Here is a 20,613-nt window from a genome sequence, read left to right on the forward strand (position 1 = left end):
AATTAAGAGTGCAAAAACCAACGATGGGTATTACTTTTACAGGAAACACCCATGATTTAATTGTAGCTAAATCTCCAATAGTATCAATGCAATATTATGATGGGTTATCAAGACCTATACAGCATCAATATTATAATGGTGTATCATTAAGTGATATAATTATATCAGGAATTGTATATAATGGTTGGGGAAAACCTATGTTACATACGAAATCAGCATTGGTTACTGCTAATAACTTATTAGAATACGATCATAGTTTTATTAATTATAATGCTGCAAATAACAATATTACAGGTACGTTAGCCGATTATTATAATGATGAGTTAAAAGTTTTACCTACGTACGGAACTATAGATGCTACGAAAACAAATAATGCATTTACAAGAACACTGTATAGTAACGATCCTCTACAACGTAAAATATCTGTATTAGAACCAGGTATTGTTGATAATACAGAAAATAAAAAGCGAACTGGTTATCAAGATCAGATAGGAGTTGCTTTAGAAACGGCCATAGGAATTTCTTCAGGAAATCATTTAAAGTTTCCAACAATGTCAACAGAAAGTCGTGATCGTGATCAAGCTACGGTAAAAGATGTATTTGGAAGAACTGTAGGAACCAAAGATGGAGATGCTAAAACTAAATTTGTGTATCAATACGGGCGTAATAGTTTTTCAATAGCAGAAACATTGCCATTAGGTATAGCTACACCTGCAGCTGGTTTTGTAAATACAAGTACTAAACATGACTTATTAGGAGATCAAATGCAAACAAATTCTATTGATGAAGGTACTACGTACACGATTAAAAATAGAAAAGGACTGCCTGTATTTATATCAGAAAATAACTTTTCTGCTGGAGATTCTAATATTAATTGGCGTTATATAGCTTATGATGCTATGGATAGACCAGTTGAAGCTGGGACTGCCACAATTCCAGGTGTTTTTAATAAAGAGAAAATGTATTTTTATGCTAATATTCCATATACAATTTGGAACTTTGAAACTAATAAATTAAAGTATTGGGAGTATGATCTTTTAGATGGGGAAAATAACTTTAGTTTAGGTAGAGTTACTCAAGAAGTTAGAGTGCAAGCCAATGGTGTAGCATCTGAATCTGTAGAATATGCTTATAAGTATAATAAGAGAGGTCAGATGACTGAGAAAGACATCAAAATAGGAGGAGATGTAAAAGATCAAGTATTACAATATACATACGATGCCTCAGGTAAGGTAAAGAGTATTACCTATCCAAATAATAAGATTGTTACGTATGCTTACGATATTAATGGACGTTTATCTGGTGTTGGTACTCCTACAAATCCAAATGAATATGCAAGCTATATATATGGGGTAAATGGTAAAATGAATTTTGAAACTTTTGATAACGGCAAGATACAAATTCATAAGAGCTATACGTTACAAGAACATAATAAGCAAATTACAGCAACTACCGGTGGAGGAGCAGAGACCTTATTTACAGAGTCTTTAGAATATACAAACACTTCAGGAAATTACCTTGATGGAATGTTGTTGAAAAGAACTGAGCAAATCAAAGGACAATTAGCAAATCAATGGAGCTATAATTATGATAATCGATATCAATTAATTGAAGCACAAAAAAGACAGCTAAATAGTTTACAGTTAAGGAGATATTCTTACGATGTTAATGGAAGAATATTAAATAAAACTATTTTCCCCTTTACAAATGGGAAGCCTCATGTTGATAATATAAGTTACCAAGCTGGAACTAATAAAATTTTAGAGACACCAAGTATCTCTAGCAATAGTATTGGGCTATATACAGGTATTGGAACAAGTGAGTTAGGAAATAATACCACGTTGCAATATGATTCCTTTACTAGAAAAGTAGCTAGAATAATGACTAATGAAACAAGTGGTTTTTCAAAGCATATGGCTTTCTTATATGATGCTGGGAATAATCGAGTACAAAAAATGGTCTATCCAAATGCAAATACACGTAAAAGAACTATGTATATTTGGGGTAATGGTACTTTACCATTATACGAGAAACATGAAACCAGAGCTATAAATAATGAAGGTGCTGTTTTATCATCTAGTACTAATAATGATTCAAACAGAGTATTCATTTATGGTAAAGGCTATTCACCAATAGCAATGCTAGAAGGGAATAACAGTTATTACTTTATTAGAGACTATCAAAATAGTTTACGTGTTGTAGTAAATGGAACGTCTAATACTATAGAAGAGCATTATAATTACGACCCTTATGGTAGGATTACAAGTAGCATGCAATCTGCTAATACAAACCCTATAGGAACTTATTTATATACAGGACAAGAATACGATCAAGAAGTAGAACTATACAATTTTAAAGCTCGTTTTTACGACCCTGAAAAACAAATATTTTTACAACCAGATCCTAAGCATATTAATTATTCACCATATACTTTTGCAAATAATAATCCTGTGAATTTTGTGGATTTATCAGGGAAGGCACCATTATATGTTTTAGATGCAAGAGAGTACGGTTCTCATTTTTATACAATATCAAATTCAGGAGGAATTCCTGTATCATTTAGCAATTTAAAAAATGGGCAACATTTACCAAACCTGAATTTAGAAGGCTTTGATGGAACTGTTAATTTGGTTGGCCATGGTTTTAAAGGGGAATCCGAGTCTATTTTTATTAAAACTGCAAACCGTCAAGGAGTGGAATCAATATCTAATCAAGTATTATCTAAAGATCTAGGTAGTTATTTAAAAACCTCAGATTTAAAGGAGGTTAATTTGAATTTGATACAGTGCCATGGCGCTTATTGTGAGGAGGGATCTACAAGTTTTTTAGATAGGTTTGGGAAAGGTTTAGCAAATGATTCAAATAAAACAGTTAATGCAGTAGGGTTTAATACAGAGTTAATGGCTTTTGGGTATGATGAAGATGGATTAGCTAATGCTGGAGAAGTGCTAATGTCATCAGCAAATTTTGAAAGTGATGAAGTTTCGTATTTTAGCCATAATATAGATCCTAATGTAGTTGAAGGAGGTAATATATTTACTAATAGTCTAAGTCAACCTTTAAATAGAACGACTACTATTGAGGAAAATACAGGTTCAATTATACGAGGGTTAGGGCCTCATGGAGTCAGTAAAACTTTTCATCCAGAAGTCCCTCTTGTAGAATAAACTAAGAAGTATTTCTAATACAAAACAATTAATCTAAATTTAAAACAGCCTAAATTAATTTTTAGGCTGTTTTTTTATAAAAAAATCTATAAAGATATCAACTCGAGCAAATTTATTTCATAAAACAAACTTATATAAAGAGGAACTTAATAATAAAGAAAAATAGTTTCAAAATACATTTTGAAACTCCCAAAATATATTTTTGATACTTCATATAGTTTTACATAAAAAACTGATAAATATATAAGTGTTATATTAATTAATCCCAAAATCGATTAGTGACACTACTACAGTTTATTTTAAAACACTTCTCATAATATTTTAGCTGTTTAATTATTAATCAATTTGAAATCTTTATGAGTACAAGCAAAAGCAGAAGACTAGGCGCTCATTTTTTATGGACGCTTATGTTATTTACTAGTTTTTTTCCGAGTCCAGCATATGCTCGATCCATTTTTTTTGAAGATGGTCCCCCCGTAATGAATACAACGGTTCCAAACGGAGGTAGTGTTGCTGTTGAAAATGTTGAAATGGGAACAGGAAATGTAAGTTTTCACGAATCCTTATTTTCTGTTGAAGGATATGAAGCTTTTTTAACTTATAACAGCGAAGGAGTACATAAAAAAGCCAGTACTTGGAACTTAGAACAAAAGCAAGGGCTTGTTGGTTTAGGGTGGTCATATCCAGAAAACAAAGTAATTCGTTTAACACAACAAACAGGAAATACAGAAGATGATAAATTCTTACTATACAACGAAGGAAATACTTATCCTCTATTGTTTGTAAGTGTAGCCAATGGAATAAAAGAATACCGTATTGCTAAACAATCAGATTGGGTCATTAAACATAAATTAGACCAAGATCAGTGGCAATTCTTTCATCCAGATGGTACAATATATATATATGGAGATGGTAATTTTACAACTACAGGAACGGCTCCAAACCAAACAGAAACTCCAGCTACTGGAAACTTAGTAAAGCACCGTTCTAATAGTGTAGAACACAATGTTAAATGGGGTAACTGGATTGGTAGTTCCGTAATTCCAGACGGCCAAAGCCGCATACCTGTAGCTTATAATCTTTCTGCAATAGAAGATATTTATGGAGAGCAAGTACAACTTACTTATACGCAAGAAGAGGAACAAGTAGGAAGTGCTACCAATTCAAAAAGACACACCAGAGCTACTTATTTAAAAGAAGTAAAAGGGCTACGTAATAAAACCATACGTTTTACATATGGGGATAAAGCTTCAGATGAATACCAAGACCCACATACAGAACATCAAAACATTGTTGATGGAACGGTAGATCTAACAAACGATCAAGATGCCTATCAAGAACGTTACGAGCGCAAGTATATCTCTAAAATAGGTTTATACAATAGAAGCGAAAACTTACAAAGAGAAGTAGTATTAGAGTATGGTTTTTTAAAAGAAGGAACCGCTTTACAAAAACGAATGCTAACTTCTATTAATTACAATGATTCAGGAGAAGATCGTTATAAACCAGCTACAGTGTTCGATTATTTTGGATTAAAACAAAATGAAGATGGAACAAGTGTAGATGGAGTTACCGCTAATTTAACAGCCACAGGTACTACATTATATAACCCAGCTACAGGGGCATTGTATGGAGCATTAAAGCAACAAACATTACCAGATGGAGTGAGTTACGGGTATCATTATGGAAAACAACAAATTAATGGTGCTTCTAAAGAATTTACAATTACATTTCCTCCAAACACTCAAAATGCACGATACAATAATGCGCAGGCACCATGGACTGCACCAGAGTTGTTTTATGGTACAGATTATGTAGTAGCTATTTTTGAATCTATGGACATCTTAGAACCTAAAAGTTATGTAAAAGTATATCAATGGATTGGAGATCGTTGGATAGAGCAAAACTTTGGTGAGTTTGATGGTTATTTTTATGACAGATATAGAGCTAAAGACGCATATACAAAGGGTATTTGGCAAAATATTGAAATGACTTTCTTAAGAACTATAGAAGGATTAGCACCAGGACTTTCAGGGCTTTTTAATGGATTGAACGATGCTATTACAGATCAAGCCAAGACATTTTATAGAGTTGGAAGCGATATTGCTGATGGTAATATAGGAAAGGCTATAGAAGATTGGTTTGCTGGAGCTGGAGAGGTGATTAGAGATGTTATTTTAGATGTTTTTGCAGCACTTGAAATGTTTTTTGAAGAAGTAAAGGCGTTTTTTGATGAATTAGGAGGAGATAGAACAGCTTTATTTGGAGATCATTTAAGAAGACTATATAATGCAAGGACAATGCAAGAAACAGATTTTCCTAGAAAAGTATATCACATTACTATGGAAAAAGACTTCTTTGCACTTACACGTTCTTTAGGAGGTTCTCAGATGGATATTTTTAGGAAGAGTGCTTTGGTGCCTGGTCAATGGGATTTAAGTAGAGAAGTAGCTAATGTTACTAGTAAATACTTTACCATGGATTCTGGAGATAACTTTGTAGTTGTACTAGATGAATTAACTGATTTTATGTACATCTATACTTGGGATGGATTGATTTGGAATACCGATTTTACAGTACTTAGAACAGATTTTGATAATCGTATTGCTTCTGAAAAAGATCTTACAGAAGATAACTTTGATGCAGTTTTTAATCCAACAGGAGAAACAGCGCAAGAAAAAGCACAACACCGCTCATCTATAACAGCAAAAAATAATATGATCTTGGCTGTTATTACCGATTCTCATGGAGTAAATGCAGATATTACTATTTTTCATCACGATGAGAATATGGTTTGGCAAACACCTTCTGCTACTCAAGTAAACAAAAAAGCTACTATTTTAAGCGGACATAGTGTTACGTTAAATGGAGGACATATAGCACGTTTGGGAGAATTGTTAGGAAGAGATGGTAATATTGACGTAAGTATAGGTGATACTTTTGCCGTATTACAAACCTATGATAATTTAGATGAAAACCTTCCAAGAGCTTCAGATATTCCAATATTTGGTAGTTTAATTAGTGGGTTAACACCTGATACTAGTAAAATTAACAGTACTTATAGCATTGTTTGGGATGAAGATTTTAGTAATATACGATTACAACATTTACATACAGCAGTAGGGCAAGATGGTATAGATACATTTATTGTAGGAAACGTAATTAATAAAATAGGAAGAGCACATAATCTACTAGAGAACTCTAATGATGCTTTAGCACCAGAAGATGGGAAAAATTATGCATTCCGTTACTTAGGAGACAATAGGTTTACTAGAAAACAAATTGTATCTCCTTATTACACAAGTGGCTTTGGAAATGATGTTACATCTGCTTTGGTAGAAGATACTAATGGAACATATAGAACCCCGCAATTTTTTCAGTTTAATCCCAATAATGTTGTAGTCGACTCTAGAACAGGTCAAGTAGTTAATGATCCATGGAGTATGATTTCTAATGCATCTATGGAGCAAATTGAAACAGTAGATTATGTAGATCAAGCAATTAATTTATCTGTAGAAATTATTAATGTAATAGTTCAAATAGTTACGTTAATTATTCCAGGAGTTGGAGAATTGGCAGGCGTAGCAGAAGAAACGATGGCTTCTATTGAACAAGCAGCAAATGTAGCAGGAATTGCATCTTCTATGATAGAGCCAGTAGCTAAAGAACTAGCTAAAGATATTATAGGAACAAATCATAAGAGTACTTCTATTGCTAATAATTTCATTTCAACTAATGGAAAATTGTTTAATAGACAACCTAACGGTAGTTGGACAGACGTTACAGATGCTATATTTACTCTAGACGATACTACAACCTTAGTAGGAGGTACTAATAATTTAGAGTACGATTTTATTCCATATACATTAAAAACTCCAACAGGATTAAAGAACTATGTAAAACAATTACATAATGGAGGAGTTTATAAATCTGTAGAATTACCTTTTAGTAATAGAGTTGTACATCAAGATTCATTATCTGCCACGGCAGGAAGAGGAGCTTATGCAAGTTACGGTCCTGTAAGTTCAAATGGCTTTGTAACTAGGAGAGCATTTTTAGCTAATTATTTACCAGATATTCCAGCTACAGCTACGTTGCGTAACAGGAGTATGAGACCCGCATATGACGAAGCAAGTGAGGTAGTATTACATAAGATTGCCGATAAAAACTTAGCGGAGAATACATTGTATGACTATCCTGTAGCCAAAGTGAGTATAAAACAAGGAAATGAATCTTTAGGATACCATCATTATCGTTATGGAACAGATGGAATAGCTTACGACTCAGCATCAGGAATTGCTTTTTATGGTAAAGTAACAGATATTCCAAGTAGTACAAATCATGCAGTGAATAGTACTATAGCATTAAATGGAACGGATGACGGTTATATTACACATTATTATTACAACCGTTATAATGCGTATGGAAAAAATGGAGCTAATATAACAGGGTATCCATCTCAAGCAGAAGTACATCGAATTCCAGGAGATCAATTGGTAAGTTATGAAAGTATATATCAAGATGATCATAATGCATTTGATAATGGTAATATTAATGTATTACAAGGACACCCTTATGCTACTTTAGTATTTAATAAAACCCAACAAATAGTATCAAGAGATTATACATATTATACAGTATTTGAAGATGATATTAGAGGACAGGTTGCAGGAGGGGATAGACTTAATATAACAAGAAATTACCAAGTACGAGCAACAGAGAATGTACATATATTAGATGGAGTAATTCATAGAACAGTAAATAACTATGATTTTATTCATCATGGATTACGTATGCGTGATAAGACAGTAAAAGGAACTGCTCTTAACGGAGAAGAAGAGTTGCATAAAACATCGTATGTATATGCATCGGAAGTATATGGAGATGTATTGTCTAGTAATAGGTTAAAAGAACATTTTAGCTCTAAAGCTACCACTAAAGTAGGAAATGCAGCAGTAATTATAAAGGATATTGATGTTGCAGCATACGATACTTTTACAGTTAATAATAGAAATCTGTTTTTACCTAAAACAAATTATAAATTAGCGAATCAAGAAACAGGTGTAAATGACTATACGAATTTACAATTGTTAAATGCTCCTACAACAAATTTAGTAAGTCAACAATTGGTTAAAGAGCAGTATGAAGCTGATTTTATAGCTGTCGATCCAAATTCTAGCGGAGCTATACGAGCAGCTAGAGATTTACTAAATACCTCTACAAATACACTAAGAGAAATACGACAATTATATCGAAATTTAGAACAGTATAAAAATAGGTTAAATCAATATAAAGCAGAGGCCGCTAGTGATCGTGCAAGAGCTCGAGCTATTAATAATGAAATAACTGAATTAAATACTTCGATAAATAACCTTAACGATAGAATAGATAGTCAATATGCAGCCATTGCAGCCAAAAGACAAGAATTTAGAGATAAAGAAGACGAGGCATTCCCTCTTCTATTCATCCCTATTTTTGGTTTAGGTGTTGCAGCGCATTTACTTTCTGAAAGAGATCGAATTAATAGTGAAATTGATACTATAATTAGTAACATTAATAATTTAAGAGCAGATATAAGGCAGAAAAGAACAGAAATTCAAGAGAAGCGTACAGAAGCTAGAAGTTTATTATCAAGTGCTACAAATGCGTTAAATATTGTAACTCCTGTAGATGCTGCCGTAGATGCTGAAGAAAATGCATATACTGATTTAATACAGAAATTAGGGACAGCACATTCTAATAGTAGCGATGCTTTCCATTCTGAAGCTGTACATAGCAATCATAGAGATCATGATGAGGTTACAAATTATATACATCAAAATATAGTTAATCCTACTGGAAGTTTAGATGCTATTACAAACTATATCAACTTACTTAGAAATATTTCTAACTTAAGTACTATTCCAGGGCAACAAGCGGGTATCTCTAATCATATTACAGCATTGAGTAATAAATTAACAATGGGAAGCACTCATTTAACTCAATTGGCTAGTAATCATTCACAGATAGCAACCTCTAAAAGAAGTTTAGCGAGTTTAACACCAAGATCTACTTATAACTATAATTGGTTAGCAACAAAAACAATTACCAAAAGAGATGAAAAATCTGGTATTGCTGTTGCTTGGAAAGATGCTGATGAACTTGATCATAGTATGCTAATGGACGCAGATAATGAAAAACCAGTAGCAACATTTAGAGGAGAAAATGTGTATGGTTCTAATGCTACAACAAAGTATTATCATTTTGATCGTTTTGGAAATACAGATTTATTAGGAGGAACTGTTGTATCAGATGGACACTCTGGAGAGTCTAGTGCTACTTTTGGTAATAGAACTATAAGACCTCAATTGCCTACAATTAATGGAGCTAATCCTCGATATGCTGTTTCTGGTTGGATAAAAAATAACTCAGGAATATCTAATGCAACACTTACAGTAGTAAAAGACGGAGATGATGATCTATTTACAGCTACAAATACATGGCAATATTTTGAAAGTATATTAGCTATTGGAGATGTACCTCAATTACAAACAACCAATGGGTTATTAATAGATGATTTATTAATACGTCCAGTACCTGTTCAAGTAACAATGACCAGTTATGATCAAAATGATTTACCAGCATTAACTATAAATAATAATGGTAGAGCCATACGTCATGTTTATGATGATGCACAAATACCAATTGCTGCTATAGACGATGAAGGTAGAGTAACAGGTTTAGATAGACATTATTATAGTAGAGAGCACTTAAACCTAATAAATAATGTATTAAGGTTTGAGCCAACAGAGAGTTATGTAAATAACCTTCCTAATTCTAATTTAAATATAGGTGTACAGGATGAAGGTTTATATTTAGGAGATAAACAAGAAGTCCCAACTAATTTTTTACAAGAAGGAGATAATTATGTGATTTCGTTTACTGCACCTGATGACTTTACGTTAAACATGCATGGAAATAGTATTGAGTATAATACACAAAATAATACTTTCAGAATTTTGGAAGGTAGTAGAGATGTGTTAAATGGATTGTATCAATCAGCCAGCCATAATAAATACTATATTTTCATAAGAATAGGAGGTAAAGTTTTTGTAATTGTTGATGGAGTAATTATAACACAGTTAAGAGTGCAAAGACCAACTATGGATATTACTTTTACAGGTAGTACTCATGATTTAATTGTAGCTAAATCTCCAATAGTATCAATGCAATATTATGATGGGTTATCAAGACCGATACAGCATCAATATTATAACGATGCAACATTAAATGATAAAATTGTATCTGGTATAGTATACAATGGTTGGGGAAAACCAATGTTACATACAAAATCAGCATTGGTTAGTGCTAATAATTTATTAGAATACGATCATAATTTTATTAATTATACTATTGCAAATAATAGTATTACAGGTACATTAGCTGATTATTATAATGATGCGTCTAAAGTAGCTTCAACTTATGGAGTTATAGATCAAACAAAGACTAATAAAGCATTTACGAGAACATTGTATAGTAACGATCCTTTACAACGTAAAATATCGGTATTAGAACCAGGAATTACTGATAATACAGAAAATAAAATGCGAACTGGTTATCAAGATCAAATAGGAGTTGCTTTAGAAACTGCCATAGGAATCTCTTCAAGAGATCGTTTAAAGTTCCCAACTATGTCTACTGAAGATCGTGATAGAGATCAAGCAAGTGTAAAAGATGTATTTGGAAGAACTGTAGGAACCAAAGATGGAGATGCTGAAACTAAATTTGTGTATCAATACGAGCGTAATAGTTTTTCAACAGCAGAAACATTACCACTAGGTATAGCTACACCTGCAGCAGATTTTGTAAATACAGATACTAAAAATGATTTATTAGGAGATCAAATGCAAACAGTTTCTATTGATGAAGGTACTACGTACATGGTTAAAAATAGAAAAGGACTGCCTGTATTTATATCAGAAAATAACTTTTCTGCTGGAGATTCTAATATTAGTTGGCGTTATATAGCTTATGATGCAATAGACAGGCCAGTTGAAGCTGGAACTGTAACAATACCAGGAGCTTTTAATAAAGAGAAATTATATTTCTATGCTAATATTCCGCATACCATATGGAACTTTGAAACAAATAGATTGAAATATTGGGATTACGATATTCTAGATGATGAAAGTAACTTTAGTTTAGGTAGAGTTACTGAAGAAGTTAGAGCGCAAGCCAATGGTGTAGCATCTGGATTCGTAGAATATGATTATAAGTATAATAAAAGAGGTCAGATAATAGAGAAAGACGTCAAAGTAGGAAACTTAAAAGATCAGGTAATACGATATACGTACGATGCTTCAGGTAAAGTAAAGAGTATTACTTATCCAAACAATACGGTTGTTACGTATACCTACGATATTAATGGACGTTTATCTAGTGTTGGTACTCCTACAGATCCAAATGAATATGCAAGCTATACGTACGGAGTAAATGGTAAGATGAATGTTGAAGCCTTTGATGATGGTAATATACAAATTCAAAAGCGCTATACGCTACAAGAACATAGTAAGCAAATGACAGCAACTACCATCATTACAGATTTTCCAGATACCGGTGATATTGTTAGAAGGGAGGAGACCTTGTTTACAGAATCTTTAGAGTATATAAATGCTTCTGGTAATTATCTTGGTGGAATGTTACTAAAAAGAACTGAGCAAATTACAGGGCAATTAGCAAATCAATGGAGCTATTTTTACGATAACCGTTATCAATTAACTAGTGCAAGAAGAGAGCAACTAAATGGAGAGAATGCAGTTATTAATTCAAGTTTAAGAGTATATGGGAGTGATTATGATGTTAATGGAAGAATAACTACAAAATCATTCTTAACTTCTAGTAGACCCATTATTGATAATATAAGTTACCAAGCTGGAACAAATAAAATAATGGGAACAGGAATTTCTAGCAATAGTATTGGGCTATATACAGGTATTGGAACAAGTAAGTTAGGAAGTAATACTACGTTACAATATGATTCCTTTACAAGAAAAGTAGCTAGAATAACGACTAATGAAACAAGTGGTTTTTCAGAACATATGGCTTTCTTATATGACGCTAATAATAATCGTGTACAAAAAATGGTGTATCCAAGTGCAAATACTCGTAATACGATTACTTATATCTGGGGTAATGGTACTTTACCATTATACGAAAAACATGAAACAAGAACTACGCGTAGAGACGGAATTGTTATCTCATCTACTACTAGTAATGAGTCAGATAGAGTGTTTATTTATGGTAAGGGATATGCTCCATTGGCAATGATCGAGAATAATAGAACTTATTATTTTATTAGAGACTATCAAAACAGCTTACGAGTAGTTTATAACGAGCGAGATAAAGAAGTTGAAGAGCGTTATAATTATAATCCGTATGGAGAAATTACGAGTAGTGTGGTTGCAGATAAAGATGATCCTTTAGGAACATACTTGTACACAGGTCAGGAATACGATAGTAAGGTAGAACTATACAATTTTAAAGCTCGTTTTTATGATCCTGAAAAACAAATATTTTTACAACCAGATCCTAAGCATATCAATTATTCACCATATACCTATGCAAATAACAATCCTGTAAATTTTGTGGATCCAAGTGGTGAGGCACCAGGGGGAGAAGAATTGTTGCAAGCAGAAAAATCTGTAGCTAAAGCTTCTAAAGGTTTAAGTAAAGCTGAAAAGAAAGCAGCTCAGTTAGCAAGAAAAGAAGCAGAACTAGCTAAGAAGGCAGCGGCACAGGCTGAGGTTGATAGATTCCCTAGTATAGAAGGAAGAAAAGTGAAACAGTTTAAATTAGATAATAAAGTTTCCAACAAAAGAAATTTTGCAACTTTGGAAGGAAAATTAGGAGATAAAAATATCAGTTTAAACTCTGTAAGTGGAGAAAAAGGATTAGTAAAAGGCACTGTACCTGTTCCTGCTGAGGGCACTCGGTCTTTTACGACTACTTTTGTTGGAGGAACAAATAGAGCATTTGATACGGAAGTAAAGTTGTTAGAACATTTAGATTCTCAAATTGAATCAAATATTTATCCAAATAAGGGTAGTATACAAATAACATCTGAACTACCTTATTGTTCTTCTTGTAGAGGGGTCATTAATCAATTTGAAAGCAAGTATCCTGGTATTAAGGTATATAAGATGGATGGAATTGAAGGATTATCCTTAAGGAAATAACTATATTTTAATTATTTGATAGAATAACCCAAAGAACCAGCCTAAATTAATTTTTAGGCTGTTTTTTTATGGTTATTAAATATGGAGAAAGAGAAGTGATACTTAACAGTAATTATACTATAGTATGTAAGGTAAACTGTAATTATTATTCAGATATCTATCAAGATTGAAAGAATAAGAAAAAAATGTATGATGTTATCGGTATAAAACTAAGTTTGTAGTGTAGGTTTTAAGAAGTAATTTTATTGATTATTAGTACTCTATTACGGATCTTACTTTAATAAAAAGACCTATAATTAGAAGAAAGAAGAGGTTTTAAATATTAATAAAAACAAAATCTCATGAGTAATAAATTTGCTAGTTCGTTTTGTTATTGGAAAGAGTTCTTACATAGTATCTCCTAACTTCTGTTTATATTCCATAGGAGAACATTTCATTTCTTTTTTAAAAGCACGATAAAAAGTACTTTTTGATTTAAATCCAGCTTCTATACCTAACGCTTCAATAGTATGATTACGGTACGAATCATCCTCAAAAAGCTGAAGCGTTTTTTGTACACGTAATTTATTAATATAATTTTTAAAGTTTAAACCAGTAACATGATTAACTGCTTTAGATACTTTTACAGCAGGAATTTGAATAGCTTTTGCTACATCACTAATAGTTAACTCTTGGTTTTTATATTCTTTGTTTTGAATTAAAAAAGTATCAATATTTTCAAAGGTCTCTTGAAGCTCGGTTTGATTCTCAGTAGGAATGACGTTAGGTTTTTTTTTATACTCCTTATTACTTAATAGTAATGATACAAGTCCTCTAGGTTTAAACCCTTGGAATATAAACCAATATAATGAAATAGAGATGGAGATATTAATTAATAAGTTAAAATAAAGATTTACATCCTTAAATTTAAGTAGTATAGGATGGTAAGTAATAACTAGCAGTAATAAGATGAACTGAATTATATATGACTTTTTATCTAGGGGAGTAAACGTATTTTCTACTTTTTTTATTCTCTTACACATTAACTCAATAATTTTAATAATTAAAAAGGTGTTAAATATGATACCTATTAGAAAGTAGAAAGCATAAAAATTAGAAGTAAGAAAATCGCTTGGATCGTTATATAACACCAAAAGAAAAAGCATTAAAAAACTAATACCACTAGGTATTAATAAAGTATAATGTTTTATTTGTCTTTGTAGTTTTAGAGCAGATCTTATATGTAAATAAAATAAAGGAATAGAAAGAAAAAGTAAGTGAATTAATAATGACATACCATTTTCGCCTAAAGCTTTTATATTTAATAAGCTAAATAAAGTAGGAGCGTGTGCTGTAGAGGTAACTAGTAAAAATAATCCTAAGAATAAAGTAGGTCTATAAGTATTTTTTAAAAGAATAAATTGAGTTCCAAAAATGAGGCCTTGTGTAAATATAAGGACATCTAATATTTCTATGAGGTGTTTGATATTCATCTGGGGGAATGATTTTTAATGGTTGGTTACAATTATGGGCAGAATAAAACAGTTAAGAGGACATTTACCCTACCTTAATTTTAAAATAAATTGTAAATAAAATAGAATCTTATTGTAGCTGATTAAAAAGCTGATAAGTTAGCGGTATATTGGTATTCTTTATAAGATATTTAGTTTTCATATGGGGAGTTTTTAATAGTGTCAATAATAGTTGTATTAAAATATAGTAGCTTACAAATAGGATTGTTTTTTTTTTATTACTAAATAGATAACTGATTCATAAAACAGTTTATTATTAATAATAAAGAATTAAATTTCTGAGATTTAAAAATGCTATAAAAAAATATAAGAATTAATATTTCACGTCTCCTTTATACCATTTTACTCATTGTAATAATGTGTTCTCTAATTTTTCATTTGATCAAAGTAACTGACTGTATAGATTTGTTATAAACAAAAACAGTTTTAGTTATGAAGAAATTATTACAAATTTTAATACTTGTCTTATGGATCCCATTTGCTCATGGGCAAGAAAAGTTAGTTAAAGGAATTGTTTCAGATGAATCAGGACCCTTACCAGGAGTTAGTGTTTTAGTAAAAGGCACGACGAATGGAACAGAAACAGATTTCGATGGGAAATATGAAATCAAAGCAAAAGTAGGAGAGGTGTTAGTATTTGCTTTTGTTGGGATGAAAACCGTAGAGAAAGAAGTGAAAAATACAACAATAATTAATGTTGTATTAACTACAGATAGTCTTTTAGAAGAGGTGGTTGTTACGGCGTATGGAACTACTAGAAAATCGATGAGAGTAGGCTCAGCTGTTCAAGCTAATTATAAACGTTCACGTCCTAAAAAAATCAATAAACTTCATCAAAAAATAAACAACCAGCTTATACTTAGTAAACCAAACATAGGAAATTCAAATGATGTTAAAATAGGTGGGCGAAATTGTAAGCATTGTAAAGCAAAAAACAAAGAGCCTTTATATATAATAGATGGACAACCAGTGAACTCTCAGTTCAATGAAATAGCGAAAAACATTAGTAAGGATCAAATAGAAAGTATTAATGTATATAAACCATACAAAGCCAAACAAACATTTGGTTCTTCTGCAAAGAATGGATGTATTGTTATCACAACTAAAAAAGGAAATTATAGAATAGAAAACGATGATGCTTATGCATCAATTCATGAAAATCAATTTGAAAATGTATATACTAATCCTTTGTCTACTTTTTCAATAGATGTTGATAAGGCTTCATATAGCAATATTAGAAGAATGATTAATAATGGAGAAAAAGTAGTTGCAGATGCTGTTAAAATTGAAGAAATGATTAACTATTTCGATTATAATTATACACAGCCAGAAGGAGAAACTCCATTTTCAATCAATACAGAAGTAATACAAACACCATGGAATTCCGAAACTAAATTAGTAAGGATTGGATTGCAAGGAAAAGAATACAAACAAGAAGAATTACCAGCTTCAAATCTTACGTTTTTAATAGATGTTTCTGGGTCAATGAGTTCAAGCAATAAATTGCCATTACTAAAGAAAGCTTTTAAACTATTAGTACACGAATTAAGAGAGAAAGATAGAGTTGCTATTGTAGTATATGCAGGAGCAGCAGGTGTTGTGTTAGAACCAACTTCTGGTAAGAATAAAGAAAAGATTTTAAAAGCTTTAGATGCCTTGGAGGCAGGTGGATCTACTGCAGGAGGGGAAGGAATTGAGTTAGCTTACAAATTAGCCGAAAAGAACTTTAAGAGAAAGGGAAATAATAGAGTGATTTTAGCTACAGATGGAGATTTTAATGTGGGAAGATCTTCCAATAAAGCAATGGAAGAATTAATAGTAGAGAAGCGAAAAACCGGAGTATTTTTATCAGTATTAGGTTTTGGTTATGGAAATTATAAAGATGATAAATTAGAAATCTTAGCAGATAAAGGAAATGGAAATCATGCCTATATAGATACGATGCAAGAAGCTCAAAAAGTATTCGGAAAAGAATTTGGAGGAACATTACATACAATAGCTAAAGATGTAAAGATTCAGGTAGAGTTTAATCCAAAAAAAGTACAAGCCTATCGTTTAATAGGGTATGAAAATAGATTGTTAGAAGATGAAGACTTTATAGATGATACAAAAGATGCAGGAGAATTAGGAAGCGGACACACAGTTACAGCTTTATACGAAGTAATCCCTGTTGGAACAGAAAGTAAGTATTTAAAAGACATTCCAACACTAAAGTATACTAATAAACAAACAATTGAAGAGTATGCAGATGAATTATTAACGGTAAAATTTAGATATAAGAAACCAACAGAAGAAAAAAGTAAAGCGCTTATAAAAGTTGTGAAAGATGTAATAAATACACCTACAGTAGATATGAATTTTTCTGCAGCTGTTGCTTTATTTGGTATGCATTTAAGGAAATCAAAATTTAAGAATAATACTACAATGCAAAATGTAGTTGCATTAGCAAATCAAGGAAAAGGAATAGATAAAGAAGGTTATAGAAGCGAGTTTATAAGATTGGTAAAATCGTATATTGATTAGTGATAAGAAAACACCGTTTTTTACGGTGTTTTTTCTTTGTTGTATACTTAATATTTTAACATTTTGTGTTCTTGTTAAATAAAAGTGAAAAAACTTAAAAAAGTTAAATTTCGATAGTGTAAATAATATATTTGGTAGGGTACAATAAGTTAATTCTTGACTTATAGTAACTATTTGAAAAATGAAAAGTCTTTGTTAAAAAGTAGACCCTAAACCTAAATATATACTATACAATGAAATTTAAAATAATTACCATTTGTACTTTGTTATTCTTCAGTGCTATACATGCGCAAATTCATATTCAAGGAAGCGTAGATATTGATATGAATACAGGAGTAATTAAATGCAATTTTGACCTGTCAAACATTCCCAAAATAGAAGATTACCGTATTTTATTGAATAAAGGAATGAATGTTAAATACTTTAAAAATGAGAATAATGAACTAATTGATTATAAAGGTCATTATAATGCAAAAGTAAAAGGAGAAGGAATTGAATATATATTAAAAGACGATGCACCAACTATTCCTTCAACATTCCACATCAGTTATAAAGGAGCATTTCCAATTTACGAAAATGAATTTAGTGCATTCGATTATAAAGGTATTATTGCATTTAATGGCGAAACCTTAAGAGCTACAGAACAAACAAAATGGTATCCAGTAATTTATGATGTTGCAAAAGATAAACTAATTAATAGTTATACGTATAATGTAAAGATTAATGTTGTTGGAGGAAATACTATTTTTATCAATGGAAGTGCACCAAAAAAAGGAAATTCTACTCAGTTTGTTTCTAAAAAAGCTCATCCTTTATTGCTTTTTGTGGGAGATTATGATTTTATAGAGAATGATGGCAATTACATAATAAATACATCCGTAACTAAAGAAAATTCATCAAAAGTATTTAAGAATATAGAAGTGATTAAAAAATACTTGTCTAAAAATTTAGACTTAGCATTTACAGATAAGGTTTATTTAATTAATCACATAGCATTGAATAAAAGAAAAGAAGGGAGTAGTTGGGGTTTTAATTCCTACCCAGCGTTTGCCTTTACCAATTTGGATTTTAATAAGATGTTAAAAGAAAATGGAGATTTAAACAATAGAATGTTCAAATATTTCGGACATGAATTTGGACATAATTACTTCGGATATAATGTAAAGTCGGGCGAATTAAGTTGGTTTTGGATAGAATCGTTTGCTGAATATTTATCATATACAGTTATAGAAGAACTATCTGGAGCAGATTTTTTGAAAGAAACTTTAATAAAGCAAGCAAAAAGTATTAAAGATGATGAAAGTTTTATTTCGTTAGATAAAATAAAGAATGAAAATGAAATTGGGAATAAATATAGGTATAGAGTGGCTCCTTTAATGCTAAAGTTATTTGAAGATAAGTTTGGTAGAAAAAAAATGAGTTTGATAATAAAAGAGTTGTTACAACTTAGTGAAAACGAAACTTTGACTTTAGATAAATGGAAAAAAGCAGCAATAAATGCAGGAATTAATGAAAAAGAATTCAATAAATTCATGAAGAAATTTATTTCCAATAAAAAGTTCGAACAAAATATAAAAAGTGAGATTCTAAAAAATTATAGCTAATCTTTTAGAATGATATTATAATTAAAAGCTCCCTACTAAAATGCTAGTAGGGAGTTTTTTTATGCTATTTGTTTAAAACTAAACAAAGCGCTTTTATATCATAATATTTCTCTAAATTTATAGATATACGAACTTAAGAAAATCAATATAACCAATTGATTTAACCTTCTATTGATAGTTTAGTTACTCAAGTTTTCTAGTGAAGATATTATATGATTGTTAAAACAATAAACTACTTACTAAAGAACTATAAAGTGTTGTTGTTTAGTTTTAAGTCAGAGTTTTCTTAAGAAGCGTAATAAAAATCATTTATTTTCTCTTGAAGGTATTTGCTTAACCATCTCACTTTTCCATAATAAAATTTCAGTTTGAATTTATTAGAAGTAGAAAAATTAAATTAACGATTTAGTCAATTTTTAATAACTAAAATGTTTTTAAAAGAATGTAGTATGAGATATAGTTTTAGCATAGCTTTTAAGAGAAGCAGAATTAACCGTAACCTATTAATAAATTTTAAATAAACCCTTATGAAACACTTTAAGAAAATTACATTAGCTAGTACAATAGCTTTAATGATGACTACATTTTCCAACTGTAATAACAATGAGGAATTACTAAATGAAACAGAAGCTAAAACAAATGCTTCAAAAAAAGAATCTTTAAACACAGTTCCTTTTAAAGTCATGAGTTATAACATTCGGCATTTACCCTCTATTGCAGTTGCTTATCAGTATAAAGAAAAAGAAAGAGCTATAGGACAAGCAAATTTTATAAATAAAAATAACGATTTGGATGTGTTAGTAGTTCAGGAAGCGTTTAATAAACATGTTCCTAATTTTACGAATAGATTAACGTATCATACACAACAATCAGGATTAGTAGGTCAATATTGTGGAGGATGGGATGCTGGTAATAGATCTGATTTATATTTTGATGCAATGTATAGAGGTTCTAACTGTAGCAGTTCTTGGTTTGTAGTAAATGGAGGCGTAAAAATATATAGTAAATGGCCTATTGTTCACGATCAACAATTAATATTTAAGAGTAGTACTTATGGTACTAGCGATTATAATTCGAATAAAGGTGTAGCCTATGCAAAAATTAACAAAAATGGAAGAATATTCCACGTTTTCGGAATGCATTTACAAGCAGATGAATCAGATGTTAATTATAGGAGAACGGCAACAACAAGAGAGGAGCAATTAAATGAATTAACAGTATTTATGAATAGCTTAAAGAGCTCAGGTGTAATTGGAGCAGATGAACCTATTATTATTGCAGGTGATATGAATGTGCCAGATTGGGACGCACCGGGAGTAGAACGAATGAAGAATATTATTGAAGGAAATGCTGTTGATTTAGGAAATAACGTGCCAACGTACGATCCTAAGAACACTGTTAATATTGCAATGAATCAAATTTACGAACCACAAACTTTAGATTATATTTTTGTAAGTAGTGGTGCAGGAGCTAAACAACCTATGTATTACCCAAGTCCGAGCCAACAAACAGTAAAAGCTATAGATGCTAGCGGAAATGATTTGTCAGATCACCATCCGGTAGTACAAACCTATTACTTTCAATATTAATTAGA

General features: G+C 31.1%; 6 protein-coding genes. 5 read left to right on the forward strand and 1 reads right to left on the reverse strand.

From position 1 onward, the window contains the following. Nucleotides 1–8: 8 nt before the first annotated feature. Both ACKTTC_RS14330 and ACKTTC_RS14335 read left to right on the forward strand, forming a co-directional pair. Nucleotides 9–3,167, forward strand: coding sequence for an RHS repeat domain-containing protein (locus ACKTTC_RS14330; protein ID WP_408040527.1), 3,159 nt, complete (start codon nucleotides 9–11; stop codon nucleotides 3,165–3,167). Between the two features lie 356 nt (nucleotides 3,168–3,523). Next, nucleotides 3,524–13,381 (forward strand): RHS repeat-associated core domain-containing protein, encoded by a 9,858-nt coding sequence (locus ACKTTC_RS14335; protein ID WP_408040528.1) that lies wholly within the window; start codon nucleotides 3,524–3,526, stop codon nucleotides 13,379–13,381. 386 nt (nucleotides 13,382–13,767) lie between these two features. On the opposite strand, the gene ACKTTC_RS14340 is transcribed toward ACKTTC_RS14335, so the two are convergent. Continuing rightward, on the reverse strand, nucleotides 13,768–14,853 hold the full coding sequence (locus tag ACKTTC_RS14340; protein ID WP_408040529.1) for a helix-turn-helix domain-containing protein: 1,086 nt from the start codon (nucleotides 14,851–14,853) through the stop codon (nucleotides 13,768–13,770). A gap of 471 nt (nucleotides 14,854–15,324) precedes the next feature. On the opposite strand from ACKTTC_RS14340, the gene ACKTTC_RS14345 reads away from it, so the two are divergent. The 3 genes from ACKTTC_RS14345 to ACKTTC_RS14355 all read left to right on the forward strand — a co-directional run bounded on the left by ACKTTC_RS14345 (nucleotide 15,325) and on the right by ACKTTC_RS14355 (nucleotide 20,608). Next, entirely contained in the window at nucleotides 15,325–17,415 is a 2,091-nt protein-coding gene (locus tag ACKTTC_RS14345; RefSeq protein WP_408040530.1) for a vWA domain-containing protein, read from the forward strand. Between the two features lie 233 nt (nucleotides 17,416–17,648). Further along, entirely contained in the window at nucleotides 17,649–19,019 is a 1,371-nt protein-coding gene (locus ACKTTC_RS14350) for a gluzincin family metallopeptidase (protein WP_408040531.1), read from the forward strand. A gap of 527 nt (nucleotides 19,020–19,546) precedes the next feature. Continuing rightward, nucleotides 19,547–20,608 carry a sphingomyelin phosphodiesterase gene (locus ACKTTC_RS14355; RefSeq protein ID WP_408040532.1) on the forward strand — a complete coding sequence of 354 codons (1,062 nt, stop codon included), beginning with the start codon at nucleotides 19,547–19,549 and terminating at the stop codon, nucleotides 20,606–20,608. Nucleotides 20,609–20,613 lie beyond the last annotated feature (5 nt).

Origin of the sequence: Tenacibaculum amylolyticum, from assembly GCF_964511145.1 — a bacterium.
Lineage (GTDB): Bacteria > Bacteroidota > Bacteroidia > Flavobacteriales > Flavobacteriaceae > Polaribacter > Polaribacter amylolyticum.

Excerpts from the sequence above, each read along its gene's own strand:
- ACKTTC_RS14340 (WP_408040529.1), bottom strand. The coding sequence starts at position 14,853 with ATGAATATCAAACACCTCATAGAAATATTAGATGTCCTTATATTTACA.
- ACKTTC_RS14335 (WP_408040528.1), top strand. The coding sequence starts at position 3,524 with ATGAGTACAAGCAAAAGCAGAAGACTAGGCGCTCATTTTTTATGGACG.
- ACKTTC_RS14355 (WP_408040532.1), top strand. The coding sequence starts at position 19,547 with ATGAAACACTTTAAGAAAATTACATTAGCTAGTACAATAGCTTTAATG.
- ACKTTC_RS14345 (WP_408040530.1), top strand. The coding sequence starts at position 15,325 with ATGAAGAAATTATTACAAATTTTAATACTTGTCTTATGGATCCCATTT.
- ACKTTC_RS14350 (WP_408040531.1), top strand. The coding sequence starts at position 17,649 with ATGAAATTTAAAATAATTACCATTTGTACTTTGTTATTCTTCAGTGCT.